We start from the raw sequence: 23,958 nt of genomic DNA on the forward strand, positions 1-23,958 counted from the left end.
TTAATTCATCGGAGTTTGTATGAATAAAACAGTTTTAACAACTGCATTAAGTATCAGCATTTTATTAGTGATTCCTGCTTGTGGTGGCACAAAACAAAAAAAATCAGCAACCCCAAAGAAGCTTGATATTATTGAAGCACTCATTGAAGAAGAAACAACTAAAAATGTTGAAGATGATATTAATATAGAAGAAGAACAAGACGAAGTACGCATTAAATTTTAATATGTTTATTAAATCTTGATATACTGAGCCCAGCAAAATTGCTGGGCTTTTTTTTTGTTAAATTTGATCAACTCAAAAAAGGGTTTATTAATGAGTACTTTTCAAAAAACAGCTTTTATTTTAATGTTCTCATGCCATTTTGCTTTAATGAGCATGACTACCGATGAGAAATTAAAATTCAGCACGCATGATGAAACATCTCAGGATGAACCTATTGCTATCAAAAAAAACCTCTGCCAACATTCAAATACCATAACTAACATGGTAGAAGATTTGGAATCCACTGATGTCATTCCTCTAGATAAACTGGATCGTGCAACATTATTATTAGTGAAAGACTACTTAAAAATTATCCATAAGATGAAACAGCGTACTACATCTGGCATCCGAAAAAATAAAATACATACCAAATTACGTACGTTGCTCCAATCGCTCGCAAGCCCTGTTCTTAAATCTGTTATACACGCTAGCAATTTTCTTGATGTAAAAAAATTACTTAAATATTCCTGCCACGCGTGGCAACAACGCGTCTTTTCTCAAAAAACTCTCCATAAATTATATAAAAGAGAAACCCTATTTACTAAACCTAATTTATTATTACCAGCTGAAATAGACACCTTAGCTACAAAAGAAATTGGTACTCAATTAGCTCAGTACATTTATAAAAACCATATAGCAACCACACCACAATTACATAACAAACCAATTTACAAATGTGGGTTTGGACTACGCTCAGTAAGTTATAATCATGATGGATCTTTTATTGCTGCAGGCTCAGGTGATCATTGCATTTATATCTTTGACGCCCACACGTTGTACCTCGTAGATACATTAGTCGGACATACTATGGTTATAGAGCAAATCAAATTTGGCCCCACACACACCAAATTACTTGCTTCAACATCTGCAGACCATACCGTACGCATTTGGCATCTTGATACCAATATCTGTGATGTATTGGAAGGACATACCAAAGGAACTAATGCCATCGCGTTTAATACTGATGGCACTAAACTTGCATCTACATCTGAGGATAAAACAGTACGCATTTGGAGTATTCCAAATAAAACATGTTTATATACTATTAATGGAAACACAAGAGCTACATGGAAAGTCTTTTTCAACACAGATAATCTTATTACCGTAGCAGCATGTGATAATACGGTTAAACAATGGAAACTACTAGAAGATCAAAAAACTGAGTTAAAAAATAGCTTTGAGGGAAGCTATGGCGAATTATGTTTTAATAAAAAGCAAACCATATTTGCTACTGATACACAGGATTATAACATCCATTTAATAGATGTAGAAACAGGTGCACTGTATCGTATTTTTAAAGGACACAGTAGCCCAATTTTTTATTTAGTCTTTAATCATGACGAGACATTATTAGCATCTTGCTCAAAAGATCATACGATACGCATTTGGGATATAGAAGCCGATACCTGTATAAGAACTATTAATCAGCATACAGATTATGTTTATGAAGTAAGTTTTTCTCCAGATGGATGCAAGTTAATTTCTGCATCACAAGATTGCACATTGTATATGTGGACATTACTTGGGCAAGAAAAGAAACGGTTGTTAGACAAATTACAAAAGAGAACATTACTCAAACATGCACAACTGTTATGGCTGGCATTTACTGAACATACCTATAACCCACTTAACCTAAGAAGATATCCATATTTGAAACAGTTATTTGATGAGTTTAATACCACCGAGAAAAAAATATTCCGCAAGCATTTAAATATCCTCGCCTAAGCTAAAAAATATCTTCTTGCATAAGACGGTGTTTGTGGCAAAATCTTAGACAATAAACTCACTTCTTGGAGAAAGAAGTAATGAACATAAAAATTATATTATCATATGGATTATATTTTGTTTTTTGTTGCTACGCTATGGATGGTGATACTATAACAATAGAATGCCTCAGCCATAACCCACCTCAAAAAGTACTATTACCAAAAAAGTATGTAGCTTTATGGCAGACAATCAATGAAGCCTTAGAAACAAATCCAACAGAAAGAACGATTGCCCTTCCGCATATAAATAAAATCACTGCCCAACTTATTATTGAAACCTATGTACCAGAAATATATAGATGCAAAAAAAAGTTATTAACTCCACAAATAGCCAATGGCATTCGTACACATATAAAAACTCTATTAAATCAACTATCCTTGCAAGATCTTTATACGGTAATGAAAGCAGCCGACTATCTTAATATTCCAGAACTCATACAACTGAGCTGTAAAGTATGGATACACAAAAGCGTTGCAGCTCAATCTTTTGCACATTTACATGAAAAAAACAATCAAATTGCCTCTTATATGCTGGTGCCCACCTTATATGCGTGTATATACAATCAACTTGCACCCTCGTTGACCTCATACTTATATCGACGTCACATTGCCACTAGAGATCCTATGCCAGATACTATTATCCTACAGTTAGAACATAATGACCATAATATTGATGATGGTTTTAATAACGTTTTATTCAATACAGATAACACTCATATAGCTGCTGGTTCAAACCGAGGCATAATATACATACAGCCGATTAATAAAAAATATGATCTTTTGACATTATTAGACCACCATCAAGCAATAACATCTTTATGCTTTAGCCCAACAAATCCCTTTTTGCTTGCCTCAGGTTCATATGATCACACTATTAAACTATGGGATTTAGAAAAGGACAGCAGCCTTATACATACATTTGAAGGACATACTACTCCTGTCAGTAACATCACTTTTAATCCAACAGGTACACATCTTGTATCAACATCTATCATGGATAATACCACGCGCATTTGGAATATAACTACCAAACAATGTATACAAATATTACCCATAGAAGAATATCCATGGAGAGTCAAGTTCTTAAATAATACTACTTTTGCCTGTGCCACTTGTGCTAACGCTATATATTTTTGGCAATGGAATGCTGCAACCAATATGTATACAACTATAGATATATTAAAACAAGCAAGTTTCGGTGAATTTGGATTTAACCATACAAACAATACATTTGTAACAGATACACACTCCGGTACAATTTTACTGGTAGATTTTAATACCAAAAATCTTATATATAGATTCCTCAAGCATACTGATACTATTTACGGCCTTTGCTTTAATCATGCTGGAAATCTATTAGCATCTGCCTCCGATGATAAAACCATTTGCATCTGGGATCTGTCTACAAAACAATGTATTCAACGATTACATCATGGTGCAGCAGTGAAAGCAATTGACTTTACTGCTGATGACACTGCATTAATCTCTGCTTCTCATGATGGTACCGTGCGGATATGGCAACTTGTTACCCCTAATCATAAAGCTGCCCTGGATAGCCTAAAACAACTTACATATTTATGCGATCCAGTCACTCGCACAGACAAACCAACTATTGTATTTGATCAACTGCGACTCCTTGCTTATATGTCATCACTTACACAAGAAAACCAATCATTAAATCTTAATGAATATCCTTATCTACACAACCTTTTTATGGCTTTTAATCCCGATATACAACAATTTCTAGTGGATACTTTAAATATTCAATTATCAGAATACTAGATAAAAATTCTTGCAATTAAATCACAAATCATTTTATGGTAGTATTCATATAGTAAAAAAGCAGTGTTATAAAAATACCCCTTTTTTAGGAGATAAAAATATGAAAAAAGGTTTATTACTTAGCATGGTACTTCTTGCAGTAGCTCTTGTATTACCTGGTTGCAGTCACAAAAATAAAACTGGCAAATCAAAAACAAAAACTACAAAAGTTTCAAAAACAACCAGACAAGTACGCTCAGGAGGCAAAAAAGGTAGTACGTACAAAAAAACAACAAAACGCAAAGCAGATCAAGGAATGAATGTCATTGAGCAAAAAACAGAAACAAGAACTTCTCAAGCTCCTTATTAATTCCTTTATAGGTAAATTATCCCCCGCGATATTTTCATCTGCGGGGGAATTTTTATTCCGTGGTTATGATACCTAGTATATTGCCAAATGGATCATACACACTGGCCACATAAATACCATCTCCAACTTCCTGAACAGGATCATGTTCGGTAGCGCCATGAGATAATAAATGTTTATATGTTTTATGTATATCTGCAACCTGCCAATACGCTAGAACATTTTCTGCTTTTTCCCATTCTTCATCCGGCATAAGCCCAAGCTCAAAACCATCAACATCGAACCCTACATAGTAAGATTCATCGAAATATGGCGGTGCACCCAATATTTTTGTATACCATTCCTTTGCTTTATCAAGATCATTTACTTGATAAATAACCGTGCGTAATCCCTGAAACATATTAATCCTTATTCTTAATAATTTTGCATATGTAACAACAACTGTTCTACTGCTTGCTCCGGTGTCAACTGCGCCGTATCAACCACAATAGCATTATTAGGAACAATAAGTGGAGATACTAAGCGCTCGGTATCCCGTTTATCGCGTTCTGTTATTGTTTCCAATGCTTTGGCAAAAGTAACTTGAGGACCTAGTTTTTGTTGATCACGTTGCCAACGTTGCGCACGTACATCTGCCGGAGCAGTAATGTAAAACTTAAAATCTGCATCAGGAAACACTACTGATCCCACGTCACGTCCATCTACTACTATATCTTTTTCGTCTGCAATATCATGCATTAAGTTATTAATCGTAAGACGCACATACTGATTAGTACTCATAATTGATGCAGCTCGATCAATAGTGTTCGTTTTTAAATGCGGTGTAATATCTTGGCCATCAAAAAAAACATGCTCTTGCTCACCATTAAATGTATATACTAATCGCTCAGTATCTAAATATTCTGCAATATCTTCTGGTCTTGGATTGTATAAATCATCAAGCGTATACCCTGCATGCTCGGTAAGTACATAGGCTAATCCACGATACAAAAATCCTGAATACAAGTAATATATGCCCAATCGTATAGCAAGCATACGACCAATTGTTGTTTTCCCACTTGCTGCGGGTCCATCTATGGTAACAATCATATGCCGGCCTTTTTGAATGATACATCGATACCAGTCAGTTCAATATTCACGTGTCCATTCCAATGATTTTCACTAATGTGTGCGGCTACAGAAAATGGTTCTTGTTCACATGCCATAAATTGTTCAAATAATTCTGGTCGATTAAAAAACATTAACGGTTTAATAACACCATCAGCAAACACTGAACATTTGACATGTAAGTCTTTTAATAATTTTGGTTTTTCGACAAGTGTTACGTCATTAATCAAAAACGCTGGAGATCGGTTCTCATTACCAAATGGCTCAAGGTGCTGCATATCTGCCATAAACTTTTTGGTCAAATCAGATAAACGTGCATGTGCATCCAATGCAATTTTTTGTGTTAAATCAAACTCTGTCAGTTGCTGGGCAACTAACATTTCCAAACCGTGTTTTAATTTTGGTACATTTTCAAGCTTTAATGCCAAACCTGCTGCAAGCGAATGTCCGCCAAATTGTTCAATAATATCACGGTGTGCATCTAAGGCATCAAACATATTAAATTCGGGAATTGATCGACAAGATCCCTTTGCAAGGCCATCTTTAGTAATATGAAACAATATGGTCGGTTTGCCATAAGCACTCACCAAACGTGATGCAACCAACCCAATTACACCCGGAGGCCAATTTTTACTTGCTGCAATGATTACATTTTCTCTATCAAGATCAATTTTTTTCTGTTCAATTTCTGTTTGTACTTGTACAAATATAGATCGTTCTATCTGTTTGCGTGTTTCATTCAGTTCCAAAAGTACTTTACCTACTTCTTCAACCTCACGCATATCTGAACCAATTAAAAACTTTACGCCTTGACGTGCATCTTCAAGTCGACCGAGCGCATTGATTTGTGGCGCGATAGAAAAACCAATGTCAGTAGCAGAAATCAATGGTTTTGCGAGTTTGCCATTTTGCTTGAGAACTTTAAGTGAATTACTTTCAAACTTATTTATATAGCTCAAACCATACCGCACCCAAAAACGATTCTCTCCTAGTAGTGGCACTACGTCAGCTATCGTCCCCAATAATAACAACTCATATGCTTTGGTGGGCATACGTAATTTTTTGCGTTCATACAGAAGTGATAAAATTTTGAACGTCACCCCAACACCTGCCAGCGTTTTGAATGGATACGGGCAATCATGCTGATTGGGATTAATTACCGCAAAAGCTTCCGGTACATGATCATGTGGTCTATGATGGTCGGTAATAATTAAATCTATTCCAAGTTCTTTTGCCTTGCTAGCCGGATCAAATGCCGTAATACCATTGTCTACGGTAATGATTACTTTGTAATTGTTGCGTGCTGCACGCTCGACCGCCTTGACCGACAATCCATACCCATCACGTACACGATGCGGTAAAAAGAAGTTTACTTGCGCTCCTAGTGGCAACAAACAAATCATCATCATAGCAGAAGAGGTGATACCATCTACATCATAATCACCAAACACCAAGATTTTTTCACCACGATCAATAGCAGAAATAATACGATCAACTGCTTTATCTGCATCCTTCATTAAGGATGGATGCGCAACATCTTTTTCATATGAGCTGAATAAAAAACTTTCTGCCTGTTGTTTGGTAGTAAATCCCCGTGCAAGTAATGTTTGTGCTATGGGAAATGATAAATTTAAGTATGCCGCTAAATCAGCAACTGATTTGGTATCTATTTCTGGTAGCTGCCAAAGATATTTTGTACCTTGCACAAAAGATGTTTTCATGATTTGCCTATATATCCCGCTCACCCTGCTGTGCCCGCCATAGTTTCTAGCGACGGCTGGGAACTTGTTGAAGGGTCAAACGGCATCTTATTAATTCTTAATTAATTTATTTTATACCAGTATAACCAATATTTTTTATAATTCATGTATTCTTAAAAATATGAACCTTAAATTTTATCCCGCTTAACCCTTTTCGACAAGCTCAGGGGAAGCGGGATAAAATAAAAAAAGAGGAAACCCACCATAGGATCCCCTCTTGTTTTTTTAAGCAAGACAAAAATATTACGGTGCCACAGACACAGAATCCGGTGACATACGATTAATTTTATTATTAATTGCCTGCTTAATAGTATCTATACTTGCATGCACATTGAATTCACCAAGCTTTTGTACCTTAAGTGCTGTCTCTCGAGTATACTGCAAATCAAATGATGCACACCCTTCTTGTTTGACACAGCGATCAATATCAAAATCTTCTAAAAATGATTTATATCGTCTGAATGTCGGTTTATTTTTGTGTTCTTCCCATACGGTCAGTTCTTTGTATCGTGGCATATATATTACCGTTGGTACGGTAGGATCATTACTTTCAAATACATTTATACTCTTACGATCAATGCCTTTAAATGTTGTAATATCAGGGAACTTATGACCTTGTGCTCGCATATAATCAGTTACTTTTCTCATTTCAGAAGCATCATTCGTAGTTTCAGATACATCAACAAATATATACATATCAGGTTTACGCCTGTTATAATCACCACTTACCGGCTGGATAGGTAAATTACTAATACCAAGACCTCCGTCTGCCATTTTCATAATACGATTATTTTTTATGGGGCTACCACTTATTCCTGCAGTAAAGTTCAAGAAATCTGCTGATGCAACCCGTGCTTCACCAACCTCTTTTGGCAATTGCGAAACAATTGGCTGCAAAATAGTACCCAGCTTTTTTTCTATATCAACATATGCACGTTTTAACGTAAAAGCATATGCAGAACCAAAAGTACCAAGCAGGATCCCCATCGGTTGCTCCGGTGCAAATAAGCTACCATCTTTTTGTCGTACGCCATTAGTAAACTTATTACCAAATGCATATGGCGGTACAGACATTCCCCATGGCGCCCATATTTCTACCGGCGTAAATTCATAGGTCAATCGTTCTAAACGAGTCGTTTCTGCCGGTACGCACGTATAAATTGGGAATGGCCAATTACCACGCGCTATAGCATCTTTTTGATCAGATAAATATACTTGATGTCTTTTTTGTCCATAATGATTAAACAGTCTATTTCCTAATAATAAACCAAACAAATCTATGGTAGTTATTGGCTCTTGAAATGCCGCTTTTACCAACAATGCATTCGTAATATCCTGCATTTCTTGCGATGTTGTATCAGCCAAATGTTTAGTAATTTTATCTGGTAGATTATCTGATGCTGTTTTGACCGATTTTCCTTTTAAAAATTCTTGCGTCAGATACGCTACACCCCAAGTAGACCCCGAAAGCGATACTTGATACATAAACGCATCAAATAACCCTTCTTCCTCAGCCGCTGTTAGAAAACCTGAACAATACAACATAGAACGGTACCCACCACCACTGAGTACTACGGCAATTTCTGGAATTTTTTTACCAGCTAATGATCGATCCAGTAATTTTTCAAGCGCTTTTTGTACTTTGGGGAATCGCTGATTACGGTATGCTATTTCATCTGGATTCAATGCAGTACTTACTCGTACCTGCACCGGTGTTTCTTTGTATGGATTTGTTTGTATGGCAGGTTGATCTTTTTTAATTTGATTACGTACCGTTGCATCAATACCACTAGTTGCCTGTTCCCATAGTTTGACCGCTTCTTTTTTTATATTCCATTCGGTCCACGTATATCCTTTGAGACGCCCATCTTTGAGTGCCAGAAAATAATCTCCCGGAAACCGCGCGCGTACTGATCCGACATGTTGAGTAAATTCAGTAAATCCAAGGGTTGGCTTAAGATCCTCTCGACGATCGTCAAATACTAAATAACGATCATACTGTATGGAAATAGAAGGTTCTTGTAGCTTTTGACTTGTTCCCGGCGCAATTTCTACCACAGCAGTTTTTAGTGTAGATACCCCTTTGGGATCGTAATAATATACACCCGCAAACATTGGTCGATCCGTATAATTATAGACCGTCATAGTTGCAACAAGCTTACCAATAGAAAAAAAGCTCAGTAACGTGAGCATGAATCTAGTATATTTCATATGTACCATCTGCCTACTCCCCTCAAAAAAGCAGAAATCAATTTGTCTCTACACCTATGAGCGTACCATAAGCGCTAAACAAATCTCAATAATTTGATACAAACTGAAATAATTTACTATTTTCTCTTGAGCGTTGGAAATAGTATTACATCGCGGATTGATGTTGTATTTGTCAATAGCATAGTCAACCGATCAATACCTATGCCAGCACCTACGGTTGGCGGCAAACCATGCTCAAGCGCTTGGATAAAGTCTGCATCATAGGCATGTGCTTCAGCATCACCCGCATGTTTTGCAGCAACCTGCTCATGAAAGCGCTCTGCTTGATCAAATGGATCATTTAATTCGGTAAATGCATTGGCAAGTTCCATACCAGCAACAAATAATTCAAATCTATCCGTTAGCATAGGATTATCTGGATTACGTTTAGCCAGTGGGGATACCTCAACAGGAAACTGGGTAATAAAGGTTGGTTGAATGAGTTGTTTTTCTACCAATTCGTCGAATAAGGCATATAACTTATGTCCCCAGGTAGCATCTTTGTTCTCAAGCTTAATACCATGTTTTTTAAGCATCTTATCGATATGTTGTTCATGCAAATCATCTGCGGTACAACCGACATAGTGTATTACTGCTTCTTGCATAGTCAAACGTTTGAATGGTGCGGCAAAATTTAACACGTAATCAGCGTAGGGAACTGCTGCCGGATCTGCGCATACCTTTGCAGCAATTGCATGGAGCATCCGTTCGGTAAAATCCATCATCCATTCATAATCATGATGTGCAATATACCATTCAACCGATGTAAATTCCGGATTATGCCGCGTAGAAATACCTTCATTGCGAAAATTACGATTAATCTCATACACACGCTCAAGGCCACCAATAATTAAACGTTTTAAATATAATTCCGGTGCAATCCGTAAATACAATTGCATATCAAGGGCATTATGGTGTGTTACAAATGGATGTGCTGCTGCACCACCTGCAATTGGATGGAGCATGGGGGTTTCAACTTCTATAAATCCATGCTGTTCAAAAAAATGACGCATGGTTGTAATAATTTCAGAACGTTTTTTGAATCGTTCACGACTTTCTGGTGTTGCGATTAAATCAAGATAACGTTGACGGTATTTGATCTCCTGATCAGCAATACCATGAAATTTTTCCGGTAATGGGTGCAAACACTTGCTCAGTAATACAAAGTCATCAACTTTAATGGTAACTTCACCCATTTTTGTTTTGAATGACTGGCCAGAAGCCCAGATAATATCTCCAAGATCCAGATAATGCTTGAAAAAGTCATATAAGGTATCGCCTACTTTATCTTGGCGAATATAGAGTTGCAATGTGCCGCTACGGTCTTGAATAGTAATAAAAGCAGTTTTGCCATGCTCACGCAGCGTCAAAATACGGCCGGCAACTTGATATGTTTTAGATTCTGCATGCGACTCAAATTCATCGCGAACTTGCTGACAGGTAGCATTGGTCGGTTTTGGTTGCGGCCATGGCTCTATACCCATTTCGCGTAGCTTCTTAACCTTCTCTACTCGAACGTGATGTTCTTGAGATCCAGTATCATGCACTTCTGCTTGTATATGTTCTTTTTTCATGGCCCTACCTAACCTTACTCATTAAAAATAGCTATTTAACTGCATAATCCATAGTATAAATATTTTTGCAAATTTTACTATAAATCAGCCTAAATCGACTACCTTTAACCTATATATTGAAACCCAAATAATAATAATAATATGGTTACGGTATAATAAACCCAAATAGTTCATGGAGAAACGCGTAATGAAGAACTACTTATATGCATTCCTGCTTCTAGGATTAGCTAGTAATCTATACGGCATGGAAAAAGAAACAGCATTCACTTTTAAAACACAAGATGGCCAGGAATTCCAGGTTGAGCAATCAGTAGCCTATCAATCACAATTTTTGAAAAACATGCTTGAAGAAGTAAGTCCTACAGAACTAGCAAAAACAATTCCATTAACAAATATTAATGGCAAAAGGTTCGCTGCAGTAATTGAAGTCATGCAATTGTATGCTAATATACAAACAGGATCTGACTATAATAAATTGTCTAAATATTTAAACACCTTATCACTCAATGATTTGAGTACGTTAATTGTAGACTTAAATTATTTTCTTGTACCTCCTGTTTTACTCAATTGGGCAATAAAAAAATTATGTGATCGCACGATACAATCTGGGAACCCAATAGCAACATGGCAACAGTTAGTAGCAGATAACAATGAATTAACCACACATGATATTAGTATTGCCGTACGCAACACTCTTTTACAAAAACTTACGAATGATTTTTTTGCTGATTCATTAGATATGTTTTCGATGGGTGTAATATCTACGTTGCCTACTACTGCTTCCATCGCTGCCGCTACGTTAAGCTCCCGGCCAATTTCAGAGTTCTTGATGGCGTATACTAATGATAATGACAATAATATTAATGTACTGCGACTCCAGACTCAGCAAGTAACTCCACTTGAAGGTCATACCAATATCATTGAAAGTTTAGATATCACACCAGATAACACCCGACTCATTTCCACATCTCAAGATAACACTATACGCGTATGGGACTTGGCTGCTAGCCAAGAGCTATACCAAACGCAAGACTACCATTTTCCTCTAAATCAAATCATAAGCAATGATAGTAAATACTGCGCATTCATATCTCAAGAAAATCAATTTGACACAACGGTCGAACTACTTAATTTAAATAACGGTAATGTTATAAGTCTAACTCCACCAAATGAACGCATTATTGTATCTACCATATCAGCTGATGGTAAAAAAATTGTTATTGGTACTGAAACTAGTATAAAAGTATGGAGCATGGATACAGGTCAATGGCAAGACTTAGAAACAACACGTGGCAACTTAGTCATAGATCCTGCTATTGTACAATCATTAGCCGTAAATCCTGATGGAACTAAAATTATTGGAACATCATCTCAAGAACCAAAAATGTATATATGGGATAACGGTATATTAAATATATTTCATGACGGAACAGAAGAGGATCCCTTGTTTGAAGAGACTTTATTTAGTAGAGATGGTTCTTTAGTAGCTGCACAACAAGATGGATCTATCATTATATTTAATGTAAATACTCATGATAAAATTCAATCTATTGATGAATTACCTGCAAATATACAATCAATGGAATTTACCCCAGATAGCAAATCTTTATTTGTGACTGGGTATGATAATACAATCCACTTAATTGATATAGCTACCGGTACTCAGCGTACACTTACAACTCCAAAAAATACTGTCATAGAAAAAGTATTGATAAGCCGCGATGGTAATACCATGGCTACCTATTTAGCAAAATCTGATAACGTTTCTTCTGACAATAACAAGATATATGTATGGGATATAAAAACGCGTAAACCGAAAACCTTATCTGGTCATACAGGCATGGTTCAATCCATAGCAATAAGTCCCGACAATACAACAATTGCTTCCGGATCTGATGATAACACCATACGCTTATGGAATATAAAAACTGGTAAATCCGAAGTATTACAGGGTCATACTACGAGTATTGATCACATATTCTTTAATGCTAATGGATCTAAATTGATTTCTATAAGCAACGATACGGCGTATTTATGGGATCTTGCAACTAAAACTCCTCAAAACATACGCTTAGCAAGTAAATCCATACATAACATTGAAAAAGATATGCATAATAATTACGCACTCATTGATTTAAAAGAAAAAGATTACATACGTGTATGGGACCTTACTACCGGCTCTTTAGATACATTAGCATACCATGTGAGTGATGTTATAACTCTTGCATTTAGTCCAGATAGCAAGTGGCTTGCTTCTGCCGACACAAAAGGTAATATTTACCTATACAATTTATCAACTAAAGAATCAATCCTGTTAGGCAATCAAGCAAGAGTACATTTGCTTTCCTTTAGACCAGATAGTATGCAACTTGCTTCAGGAGCAACAAATGGTACCCTCTTACTATGGGATATCAAATTAAAAACTTCTCAAATCATACGAAAAAACATAGGTAATATATCCCATCTTATTTTCAATCATAATGGTGATACACTTGTTACATTAGATGAAGATGTCACTATTTATAATCCTGACAAAAAATTACATTATAGACTTGCAAAAGATGATGACCAAAAATTAAATATACAATTTTTTTTGGATAGCAATAATATACTCATGTTAGAAAAAATAACATCTGAAGCAGAAAAGAAAATTGAATGGTGGAATGTAGATACACAAGAAATGATCAAAGATTCTGATTATGATTTTGTATCTATAAGCAAAGATGGTAATACTTTGTTCAACAATACTGACGATAATACTTTAGTTTTTCAAGCTTTAAGATTAGATTATATAGCTATATTCAATGCCCTAATACAAGGTGTAAAAAACTTCGATTTATCACAATTATTTGCCGTAAAGCCAAAGCTCTCCATGATCGCTTCTATAGCTCAATTACCAATAGAATCACGAAGAAATTTTATGAGTTTAATTCCTGAAGACAAGATAGCCGATACTCTTAATATGTTACCTGAAAATATACGACAACAAATTCAAGAAGCAAGGCAACCGGCACAATAATTTGAAAGGGGAGTTCTTAGCTCCCCTTTTTTAACCTATGAAATCCTAAATAATAATATGGTTACGGTATATAATAATCCCCCAATAGTTTATGGAGAAACGCGTAATGAAGAACTACTTATATATATCCCTGATACTGGGACTTGCTAGCAATCTATACGGCATGGAAAAAGAAACAGCCTTTACTTTTAAAACACAAGATGGCCAGGAATTCCAGGTTGAGCAATCAGTAGCCTATCAATCACAATTTTTGAAAAACATGCTTGAAGAAGTAAGTCCTACAGAACTAGCAAAAACAATTCCATTAACAAATATTAATGGCAAAAGGTTCGCTGCAGTAATTGAAGTCATGCAATTGTATGCTAATATACAAACAGGATCTGACTATAATAAATTGTCTAAATATTTAAACACCTTACCACTCAATGATTTGAGTACGTTAATTGTAGACTTAAACGCCTTCCTTATACCCCCTGTTTTACTCAATTGGACCATAGAAACATTGTGTACGCGTATTACAAGATCAGATAATCCAGTAGAAACATGGAAGCAACTCATTACCAACAATCCTGACGTAGATGAACAAGATATACAGAATTCCATCCGTAACATACGGTTACAACAAATCAGATCCAAACTGTATGCTGACTCAGTAGAAGTACTTTCTATGCCTTCATTAATAACGATAAATAATGTGGAAAGTAGCAAACCCTCTGCGGTGAGCACAGATAATTCTGGCCGAGTAGACTTGATAGCATTTACTGATCATACCAACAATATCATTATTTATAATGCAAAAATAAATCAAAGATCCATACTCCCAGGCCACACTAATCGAGTTACTAACTTGTATATAATGCCAGATAATACACAACTCATTTCCACCTCATTAGACAATACTATACGTGTATGGGATTTGGCTACCAACCAAGAACTGTATCAAACACAAGATTATCTGCAGCAAGATCTACAAATAAGCAACAGTCTGTATTGTGCTTTTTTATCACAAGAAAATGAATTTAATACAACACTCGAACTCCTCAATACACAAGATGGCAATGTTGTTCCCCTGCAATTGCCCAATGAACAAATCAATGCATCGACCTTATCACATGATGGTAAAAAGGTTGTAGTTGCTACTGATCACAATGTAAAAATCTGGAATACAGATACTGAGCAGTGGCAAGACTTGGAAACAGTTAACAACGATTTAGGTCTATCTATAGTACCTATTAATATTAAGTACCTAAGCATAAGCCCGGATGGAACCAAAATTATTGCAACAGCAGAGCAACCCGAAATATTTATATGGGATAATGGCTCCCTTAATATGCTCTATGATGGCGAAGATGAAGGTCTTACATTTGGAGAAGTTGTATTTAGTAAAAACGGTTCATTGGTTGCAATAGAAGAAGGTGCAGAATCTATTGCCATATTTGATATGAATACCCTCGATTTATCAAAAACATTTTCTCAAATACAAAAAATTCAGTTAGTGAATGGCTTGACCGAACATTTACATAATATGGAATTTACCCCTGATAACAAACAATTGCTTATCACTTCTCACGACAATATAATACGTCTTGTTGATATAGCAACCGGTAACCAACGCACATTCAAAACGCCAAAAGATACCGTTATAATGGAAGCATTTGTAAGTCCTGATGGTAACACCATTATTGCTTATTTAGAAGATACCTCTTCTTCTACTGCACATACCATATATCTGTGGGACAAAAAAACCGGCAAACAGCGCACATTATCTGGTCATATAAAAACCATTAATAGCATAGAAATCAGCCCAGATGGCAAAAAAATAGCATCTGCTTCAGATGACAACACCATACGCTTGTGGGATACCAAAACAGGTGAATCAGAACTGCTGCACGGACCTACTTCCCATGTAAAATATGTATTTTTTAATACAGATGCAACCAAGCTAATCTCCATCAGTAACGATGGTGCCCACATCTGGGATCTTGCAACACAAACACCACAAAGGTTACGGTTATCTAATGTAGAAGAAATTGATATATCTTTAAACAATAAATATGTTTTGGTAACCTCAAAAAAAGAAAAAGATTATATTCGTGTATGGAATTTACAAACAGGTGCCCTAGACACTCTTAATTATCACGCTAATAATGCTAATACAATCGCATTGAGTCCTGACAATAAATGGCTCGCTTCATCTGATACGGATGGCAATATCTACTTATACGATTTAGAGACTAAAAAATCATATCAATTAGGCAAACAAATCAACGTACATCTACTCACCTTTAGTCCAGATAGTACACAACTAGCTTCAGGAGCTTTGAGTAGCATCTTATTATGGGATACCAAATCAAGAACACCTCGAACTATAACTACAAAATATACGTTCCCATCACAACTCATTTTTAATCATAAAGGAAACATACTTGTCACCCGTAGCGATACCTATTTCACTATGTATGATCTTGAGAAAAATCTGAGTTATAATCTGTCAGAAACAGATGATATAACATTAGATATTAAATTTTTATTAGACACCAATATACTTATGCTCGAAAAAAGAACATTTGAAGAAGAAGAAGAAGAAGAAACAATAATTGAATGGTGGGATTTAGATACAAAAAGAATACTCAAAAGTGAAAATAAAGATCTTATATCTACGAGTAAAAATGGAAATACATTGTTAACGTTCTCACATCAGTCCATTGATGTTTATCAAGTTATTCTAGCCCCTATCACATCAGCATTAAATTTAACAATACAATCTGTATTACAAGAATCACTCATAGAAAACCTATTATTTACATATGGCTTCAATACGTTTTTTGGAAATTTAATGTTAGGCATAGCTACTCTACCACTAGAGCAAAGACAAGACAGTCTTTCATTATTTATACTAATTATACCAGCAGATAGATTTGAAAAAATACTCAATAGATTACCTGCAGAAATTCAAGAAAAAATCAGAGAAGCAATGCCTGTAGCACAACCAGCACAACAATAATTTGAAAGGGGAGTTTTCCAACTCCCCTTTTTTATTCCACTAATGCACGATAATTTTCTTCTACTTGTTCCCAATTGGTTACATGCCACCAGGCAGTAATATAATCCGGGCGCTTGTTTTGATACTTTAAATAATACGCATGTTCCCATACATCAAGCCCCATAACGGGTGACAACCCAACAGAAAGTGGTGTGTCCTGATTTGCCGTACTCATAATTACCAACTTACCCGTCAGATCAAGGCACAGCCATGCCCAGCCACTCCCAAATACTGTTTTGGCAGCCGTATTAAATTGTTCTTGCATTGCTTCAAACGAACCAAATATTTTGTTGATTTCATCAGCAATTTTACCTGTTGGTTTACCACCACCATTAGGAGACATAATGGTCCAGAACATGTCATGATTAAACGTACCCCCCCCATTATTGCGTACCGTAGTACGAATGTCTGCTGGCACATCATCCAAATTTTCTAATAATTCTTTGAGTGGCACTTTTTGTAGTGCAGGATATTTCTCCAATGCTGTATTCAAATTATTTATATATGCTTGATGATGACGATCATGATGAATTTCCATAGTCAATGCATCAATATACGGTTCAAGTGCACCAAACGCATACGGTAATGGAGGAAGTTTGTACATAACAATCCTTACTTAAAATATAACAATCAAGACATCAATCACGATAATAGATGGTATCACCTGCACGCGCCATCTGCAACTGCTCACGAGCTATTTTTTCTTTATGGAATGGTTCGTTCTCCCAAGTAATAATACGCTGATCAAGTTCACGTAATTCATCACGCATATGTTGCACCGTGCATTCAAGCTCATGGTTTTCTGCATCTAATGTATGCAATACACGCACTCCTTGCGCACCAAATATATACATCCAGGCAAATACTACCGTTTCAATCACAAAAAAAATACGTAAAATGATTTGTTTTACACTCTTCATACCATTCCTTTATATCATAAGAGGTTTGCTTTTTAAAATAACACCTCTATTGACACCGTACGCAAGAATTCGCTTTAATAAAGGAAACATTGCACCAAATTCTGCAATGTAAAAAAAGGGGAGTGGACAATGAAAAAGTATATCATAGCGCTTGTTGCGCTTTGCACCTTATCTATATATGCGCCGGACCAGCAAAAAAACAAACAAGCGAATACATCTGACTTTGATGAAACCATATATAATTGGTCGCAAACATTTGCTGAAGTATTGCACCTTACTCGCCAAAAACATTATAAAGCTGCTAATGTGGAACATGCCATGCAACAAGCTATTGATGCATTCTTATCAAATCTTGATCCACATTCAGGATTTTTGGGACCAGACACTTATAAACGCATGATGGAAAGTACCAGTGGCGAATTTTTTGGCATCGGAATTGTAATTGATAATACCCGCAAACCAAAAGATAAACATCTGACCGTGGTAGACACAATTCCCGAAGGACCCGCAGACAAAGCCGGCGTACATCCAATGGACAAAATTATAGAAATAGATGGCGTACCACTTGCCGGGATGACAACGGAAGAAGCAACCACCAAATTAAAAGGTGCTCGCAATACCAAAGTAGGAATCAAAGTATTGCGTCAAGATAAACCAGACCTACTTTCTTTCACGATTATACGTGACGTTGTAAAAGAACAAAATTCACTCTCATTCCACATCAAAGATCAAAATATCTATTATCTTTCACTCAACACGTTTTCTCAAAATGCCGTCAAACAAATAGAACAGCTGTTGCAAGAAGCAAACAAAGAAAAATATAAAGGCCTTATTCTTGATTTGCGCAACAACTCCGGAGGGCTACTCAGTTCCGTTGTTGAAATTTCCGGCATGTTTCTAGATAAAGGTAGCACGGTAGTAATAACTAAAGATAAAGAAAATAAACCAATGCAACGATATGTAACCTCGCACACACCAATCGCAAACACAACCGTACCAATCTTTGTACTGGTCAATAACTATACAGCATCTGCTGCAGAAATTTTAGCTGGCGTACTCCAAATACATTCTGAAAAACAAGCACAATTACATGCTACTAATCAGAAAAAATTACTCGTATTTTTAGTTGGGACCACTACCTTTGGCAAAGGTTCCGTACAAGAAGTAATACCAATCAGCAATGACTCGGCAATCAAATTGACCACGCGCTTGTACTACTTACCAAATGACAAAACAATCCAAGGGCAAGGCATCAAACCAGACTTTATGATAGAACGTACTATGCCATTGACCGAGCAAGCACAATGGTTCAATAAAAACTATGGCCACGAATCTTCATTCAAAAACCATATTCAGGTTACCAATACAGATGCCACCAAAGAACAGCCTAAAACATTAATCCCTACCAAAGATAAAGATGAGGTAGAATCACACCAAAACCGCTGGATTACTCGTGCTAAAGAAATGCTCCAACAAGACAACCAATTACGCGCTACCATTACCCTGATCAACCTCCTGGGAACCGCCCAGGCTACGTGCCCAGACCGTGTATGCAACCGGGATAAAGCCGTGGCATTTATCAAAAAACACTACGTCAACCAGGATCAACTGACTATTGAACAGGTCAAAATATAAAGTCTCTAGAAGGGGCCCACAAAAATGGGCCCTAATTTTTTGACAAGTAGTATAGCTTCATATAGGCTGATTTATAGGGAAAAACACAGCTTTTTCACGCTACCAATGAGGATGTATGAGTAGGAAATTCAAGTATAGGCTCACTGTTACCTGTGTAGCCATTTTTAGCTTCTTGTTTTTATTTGGCCTTAAGCTAAATACCTCCCAAGCACATACAAATAAAACAGAACAAATAAAGGACGCTTAACCGCGTCCTTTTATTATTGTGTTACCTGGTGGACTCGTTCCATGAGTGGAAATTCGAAGTTTACTTTTATCTAAACAATGAATGTAAGCAATTTACTGCATTTAAAAAACGAAAATAATATTCCAATTTCGCTCTTCGAATTACGACAGGCATGATATTGACTTAAACTCGCACTATTATGGGACTTTTTTATTGTCTAAAGTAAAATCTGGCAATCCTGGAAATACTATTCCTGAATTATAATACTTATAAACGCCACCTTGCAGCTATTGCTATTTGAATAAAAAATAATATATGATCAGTAATATAAAGATAAAAAGGGAGTAAAAAATATGAAAAAATTATTAGTAATTGTATTAACATGTGCCGGTATTGGCGCATTGAGTGCCATGCAAAAAGAGGTTACCCAGGTCACGCTTGTAGGCAAAGATGGCCAACAAGTAATAATTGACCGTTCGGTTGCTCAAAGAATCCCAACTATTCAAGACTTGCTCGAAGTATTCCCTGCAGGGCAAGAAATACCTATAGAAAATTTTGATGCAGCAACACTGCAATCTGTTGTTGATTTTGTAGAACAAGTGTATACCCAGGCACCGGTGCTCAAATTAGACCCTAAGTTCTTTGAAAAAACAGAAATGCATCAAGCTTATACTCCTGCAGATATTCCTGAACAAGTCAGAATAATAAAGATGATATATGGATATGGAGACAAAGGCAGTAACCAAGCGTTTATGCAAGCTGCTGACTTTCTGGGTCTTGATTGGGTAGAGGTCGCTTTACAAGGTGGAGTTAGTATTGCAGACTTGATTGTGTTTAATCAAATGCCTAAGATCATATATAAAATACTTGACTGTTCTAAAGAAACGATAAAAAGAACGATAACAAGTATTGCAGGCATCTCTTTATTACCCAAAGATTCTTTTGCAAACTTACAACAGCTCAATCTTTCCGGTAATCAGATAACTACCATACCTGATGCTATTGGCAACCTTGCAAACTTAAAAGCGCTCAATCTTAATAATAATCAAATACCTACCATACCTGATGCTATTGGCAACCTTACAAACTTAGAATCGCTTTATCTTCCTGGTAATCAGATAACTATCATACCTGATGCTATTGGCAACCTTACAAACTTACAATGGTTCGATCTTTCCGGTAATCAGATAACTACCATACCTGATGCTATTGGCAACCTTACAAACTTAAAAGCGCTCAATCTTAATAATAATCAAATACCTACCATACCTGATGCTATTGGCAACCTTGCAAACTTAAAAGCACTCTATCTTTCCGGTAATCAGGTAACTACCATACCTGATGCTATTGGCAACCTTGCAAACTTACAACGGCTCAATCTTTCCGGTAATCAGATAACTACCATACCTGATGCCATTGGTAACCTTACAAACTTACGAATACTCTTACTTAAGGATAACCAACTCGATCAAGCAACTAAAGATCGGGTACGTCAATTGTTGCCAAATGCAGAAATAGAATTTTAAAAAGATGAAAATTGCTTTATTATTTCTTACTATTGCTAACATTTACCATGAGCCTTATTGGAAACAGTTTCTACAGGGGAATGAAAGTAACTATTCAATCTATATTCATGCCAAAGAAGGCATCTCAGCTGATTCTTTTTTCAAGCCTTATGAATTACCATCTACTGTCCCTACTACCTGGGCTAATACTATGAAAGCCCAAATTCTCCTCTTAAAACAGGCATTACAAGATCCCTTGAATGAAAAATTTATTTTTTTATCTGAATCAACTCTCCCATTGCGCTCATTTCAACAAATCTATTCTATCATCATGGCTACAGATACAAGTATATTCAATTATGTACCAAATCCTCACCAACACATACAAAACCACTTGTACAATAGACGAAGTTTAAAAGATATTCCTGCTGAATTTCGTTATAAATGTTCACAATGGGTTATTCTAAACAGAAAACACGCTGGAAAAATAATAAATGATTCTTACTACATTGACCTGATCACGCGCTATGAAGCTGATAATGAACTCTACCCAGCAACATTTTTAGCATCACAAGGATTACTTTCAGAAGTGACTAAAGTAGATAAAACATATGTAAACTGGCAAAAACATAATCCTCCCGGCTCAGGAAACAGCATCCCATTCATGTTTACTAATTTACACGAACCGGACCAGCTTATTTGTATAACAAAAGCGATATCGCAAGGATATTTATTCGCACGCAAATTTTCTAAAGATGCAAATCTTATACCGCTTCACTCTTATTTGCCGTATATGAACTCTAAGTAAATCTTATTTTTGGCGTGCATTATGTAATGCATCTTCGAGTTTCCTTGCCGCGTCTTGAATATCAAAATAATTGACTGTCCTATCGCGCATTTGCCACGAACTGTCCTTTTCTGCCTGCTCTATAGCCTGTTCTGCAGCATCAAACGCTGGAGCATATCGATTTTTAAATAATGTTTCGAAAATTGCCAATGAATATCTTAAAATAGGCTTATAATTTATCTGCATTCCTTTCTGAGCAGCTTGAGTAGCAAAATCAAATGCTGCTGAAAATTTATTTTCGAGTAATTCATTTAAAATAATCCGCGCCCAAGCCTGGTTATCTTTATTATCACTTTTCAGCTGCAATTGAGCGGTTTGAAATGCTGTTTCAAAAGCTGGGGTATACTGTTGTTTAAAAAGCTCTTTGGAAAGCATAAATGAAACATGTTGAACCGCTTGATTATTGCTCAGCATATTAGTCTCCACAGCCTCTGTTGCTTCGACAAAATTAGATCCTGTTTTTACCTGTTTTGCTAGACCTTCAAGCTTATCAATTAAATCGCTACACTCCATTGCACTTAACCAATAAGAGTTAACACCTATTGATAAAGTTGTTAATAATAAAGCTGTTTTTTTCATAATTCCCTCTTTTTTAGGTGTATACATAAATTTATTTACTTATTACCAATATTACCAACCACTATTCAAAATGCAATAATTTAAGATAAAAAAAGCTACCATATATTGACTTTTCTTATCGCAATTAGTTAGGATTTATTTCAGATATGATTTTAAATATAGAGGGTGGAAATGGTAAACATTGTGGTAAAATATTTCATGCAATTTTACTCTATATTCATTTTGCTAGGTAGCGTATATCCATTAATGCATGCAGAACAATTAGGTCTTGTCCCTGATGCATATAATGCACAATTATATGAATCAGAAACCATTAGTCCTTCTACCTTGGTATCTTTAGCAGAGAAATATACCCCTGTACCCAAAGAATTACAAAAACGTCTCAATACCTGGCTTGATACAAGTGCTCAAGAAATAAGAACTGGTAACAGCACCATTATCATAAAAAATAAAGATCTTTTGAAAAAACTGATTGCTATGCCACAACCACTGACTAACCCCCAAAAACAAGAAACAGATAAAAAGATAATTCAAAGGCTTGCTAGTAATCAATACCCCGCATACAAAAGCGAACTCAATTATATTTTTGTACCTTTTGCAGGGTATGTTATGCGTATTGCTGGTCCGGCTAATCGACTCACTACACTCATGGCTCATTATGCACACCCATATGGCCATGATGCTGCACAAATGAGGCAGAACATAGATTTATTAGATGAACATATCCCAACATTTCATACCATCAGTATGTATGCAAACTATCTATTACTGAAAAAATGTATTAAGAAACACAATATACAATATATTAAAGATGTTCCCACATACCTAGTTCATGTACCTGGAATGCCAACAAATTGTTGCGATAATAATTATGTAGTAATTCAAGAACAAATTGCTGAAGAACTTACACAGTTAAGTTCGGCACAAGAACGATTTAAAGATATTCCAGATCAAGCATTCAAAGAATTATATGAGTTACGGTTCATAGGATTATGGGATATTGCAAGCAACTTACTTATTAATGGTCAAAATCAATTTGTAATCTTGGATTTAGAGCAACGAAATGATAATAATCCTGATAATTTTTTTTTAGAAGATAATCATATATATACCAATTGCGTAGCATGTTTTATCGAATCACTTACCAAATTATTTATCAATATATGCAAGCACTATCCAAGTAAAGAAAACTATAAAAAACTACAATTATGGAAGAACTTAATGGCAAAGGACACCATCTTGAATCAGCAAAATAATACTTATTTTGCTGATAGTATATATAATAGTTTTAAACAAGCTCTACATGCAGTTGAGCTTACCTTACAAGAAAGGTAAAT

At 35.9% G+C, this 23,958-nt stretch carries 18 protein-coding genes; 10 read left to right on the forward strand and 8 right to left on the reverse strand.

Features of this window, described 5'->3' with window-relative positions; translation table 11 throughout:
- Positions 1-19: 19 nt before the first annotated feature.
- The 4 genes from PK943_02100 to PK943_02115 all read left to right on the forward strand — a co-directional run bounded on the left by PK943_02100 (position 20) and on the right by PK943_02115 (position 4,159).
- Entirely contained in the window at positions 20-223 is a 204-nt protein-coding gene (locus tag PK943_02100; GenBank protein ID HRN78004.1) for a hypothetical protein, read from the forward strand.
- 90 nt (positions 224-313) lie between these two features.
- Positions 314-1,987, forward strand: a complete 1,674-nt coding sequence (locus PK943_02105) for a hypothetical protein (protein HRN78005.1) — start codon at positions 314-316, stop codon at positions 1,985-1,987.
- 80 nt (positions 1,988-2,067) lie between these two features.
- Positions 2,068-3,810, forward strand: coding sequence for a WD40 repeat domain-containing protein (locus PK943_02110; GenBank protein ID HRN78006.1), 1,743 nt, complete (start codon positions 2,068-2,070; stop codon positions 3,808-3,810).
- Between the two features lie 100 nt (positions 3,811-3,910).
- Positions 3,911-4,159, forward strand: coding sequence for a hypothetical protein (locus tag PK943_02115; protein HRN78007.1), 249 nt, complete (start codon positions 3,911-3,913; stop codon positions 4,157-4,159).
- Positions 4,160-4,211: 52 nt separating this feature from the next.
- On the opposite strand, the gene PK943_02120 is transcribed toward PK943_02115, so the two are convergent.
- The 5 genes from PK943_02120 to lysS all read right to left on the reverse strand — a co-directional run bounded on the left by PK943_02120 (position 4,212) and on the right by lysS (position 10,847).
- Positions 4,212-4,556 carry a VOC family protein gene (locus PK943_02120; GenBank protein ID HRN78008.1) on the reverse strand — a complete coding sequence of 115 codons (345 nt, stop codon included), beginning with the start codon at positions 4,554-4,556 and terminating at the stop codon, positions 4,212-4,214.
- Positions 4,557-4,570: 14 nt separating this feature from the next.
- Positions 4,571-5,245 (reverse strand): (d)CMP kinase, encoded by a 675-nt coding sequence (cmk, locus tag PK943_02125; GenBank protein ID HRN78009.1) that lies wholly within the window; start codon positions 5,243-5,245, stop codon positions 4,571-4,573.
- Entirely contained in the window at positions 5,242-6,984 is a 1,743-nt protein-coding gene (recJ, locus tag PK943_02130; protein ID HRN78010.1) for a single-stranded-DNA-specific exonuclease RecJ, read from the reverse strand. Before recJ ends, cmk begins: the two co-directional genes overlap by 4 nt.
- 282 nt (positions 6,985-7,266) lie before the next feature.
- Positions 7,267-9,243 (reverse strand): hypothetical protein, encoded by a 1,977-nt coding sequence (locus PK943_02135; GenBank protein HRN78011.1) that lies wholly within the window; start codon positions 9,241-9,243, stop codon positions 7,267-7,269.
- Positions 9,244-9,350: 107 nt separating this feature from the next.
- Positions 9,351-10,847 carry a lysine--tRNA ligase gene (lysS, locus tag PK943_02140; protein ID HRN78012.1) on the reverse strand — a complete coding sequence of 499 codons (1,497 nt, stop codon included), beginning with the start codon at positions 10,845-10,847 and terminating at the stop codon, positions 9,351-9,353.
- Positions 10,848-11,034: 187 nt separating this feature from the next.
- Here lysS and PK943_02145 point away from each other — a divergent pair, with 187 nt between their 5' ends.
- Both PK943_02145 and PK943_02150 read left to right on the forward strand, forming a co-directional pair.
- On the forward strand, positions 11,035-13,866 hold the full coding sequence (locus tag PK943_02145; GenBank protein ID HRN78013.1) for a hypothetical protein: 2,832 nt from the start codon (positions 11,035-11,037) through the stop codon (positions 13,864-13,866).
- A 106-nt stretch (positions 13,867-13,972) separates the two neighbouring features.
- Positions 13,973-16,870 (forward strand): hypothetical protein, encoded by a 2,898-nt coding sequence (locus PK943_02150; protein HRN78014.1) that lies wholly within the window; start codon positions 13,973-13,975, stop codon positions 16,868-16,870.
- Between the two features lie 31 nt (positions 16,871-16,901).
- On the opposite strand, the gene PK943_02155 is transcribed toward PK943_02150, so the two are convergent.
- Both PK943_02155 and PK943_02160 read right to left on the reverse strand, forming a co-directional pair.
- Positions 16,902-17,513, reverse strand: coding sequence for a superoxide dismutase (locus PK943_02155; GenBank protein ID HRN78015.1), 612 nt, complete (start codon positions 17,511-17,513; stop codon positions 16,902-16,904).
- Between the two features lie 34 nt (positions 17,514-17,547).
- Complete coding sequence (locus PK943_02160; protein HRN78016.1) at positions 17,548-17,829, reverse strand: septum formation initiator family protein; 282 nt, start codon at positions 17,827-17,829, stop codon at positions 17,548-17,550.
- 129 nt (positions 17,830-17,958) lie between these two features.
- On the opposite strand from PK943_02160, the gene PK943_02165 reads away from it, so the two are divergent.
- The 3 genes from PK943_02165 to PK943_02175 all read left to right on the forward strand — a co-directional run bounded on the left by PK943_02165 (position 17,959) and on the right by PK943_02175 (position 22,003).
- Positions 17,959-19,464 carry a S41 family peptidase gene (locus tag PK943_02165; protein HRN78017.1) on the forward strand — a complete coding sequence of 502 codons (1,506 nt, stop codon included), beginning with the start codon at positions 17,959-17,961 and terminating at the stop codon, positions 19,462-19,464.
- A 579-nt stretch (positions 19,465-20,043) separates the two neighbouring features.
- Entirely contained in the window at positions 20,044-21,216 is a 1,173-nt protein-coding gene (locus PK943_02170; GenBank protein ID HRN78018.1) for a leucine-rich repeat domain-containing protein, read from the forward strand.
- 4 nt (positions 21,217-21,220) lie between these two features.
- Positions 21,221-22,003: a beta-1,6-N-acetylglucosaminyltransferase gene (locus PK943_02175; protein ID HRN78019.1), complete on the forward strand. Its 783-nt coding sequence runs from the start codon at positions 21,221-21,223 to the stop codon at positions 22,001-22,003.
- Positions 22,004-22,006: 3 nt separating this feature from the next.
- Here PK943_02175 and PK943_02180 read toward each other — a convergent pair whose 3' ends face one another.
- Positions 22,007-22,621 carry a hypothetical protein gene (locus PK943_02180; GenBank protein ID HRN78020.1) on the reverse strand — a complete coding sequence of 205 codons (615 nt, stop codon included), beginning with the start codon at positions 22,619-22,621 and terminating at the stop codon, positions 22,007-22,009.
- Positions 22,622-22,792: 171 nt separating this feature from the next.
- On the opposite strand from PK943_02180, the gene PK943_02185 reads away from it, so the two are divergent.
- Entirely contained in the window at positions 22,793-23,956 is a 1,164-nt protein-coding gene (locus PK943_02185) for a hypothetical protein (protein HRN78021.1), read from the forward strand.
- Positions 23,957-23,958: the final 2 nt, after the last annotated feature.

It is taken from the genome of Candidatus Dependentiae bacterium (assembly GCA_035445995.1).
Lineage (GTDB): Bacteria > Babelota > Babeliae > Babelales > Vermiphilaceae > DAOMRS01.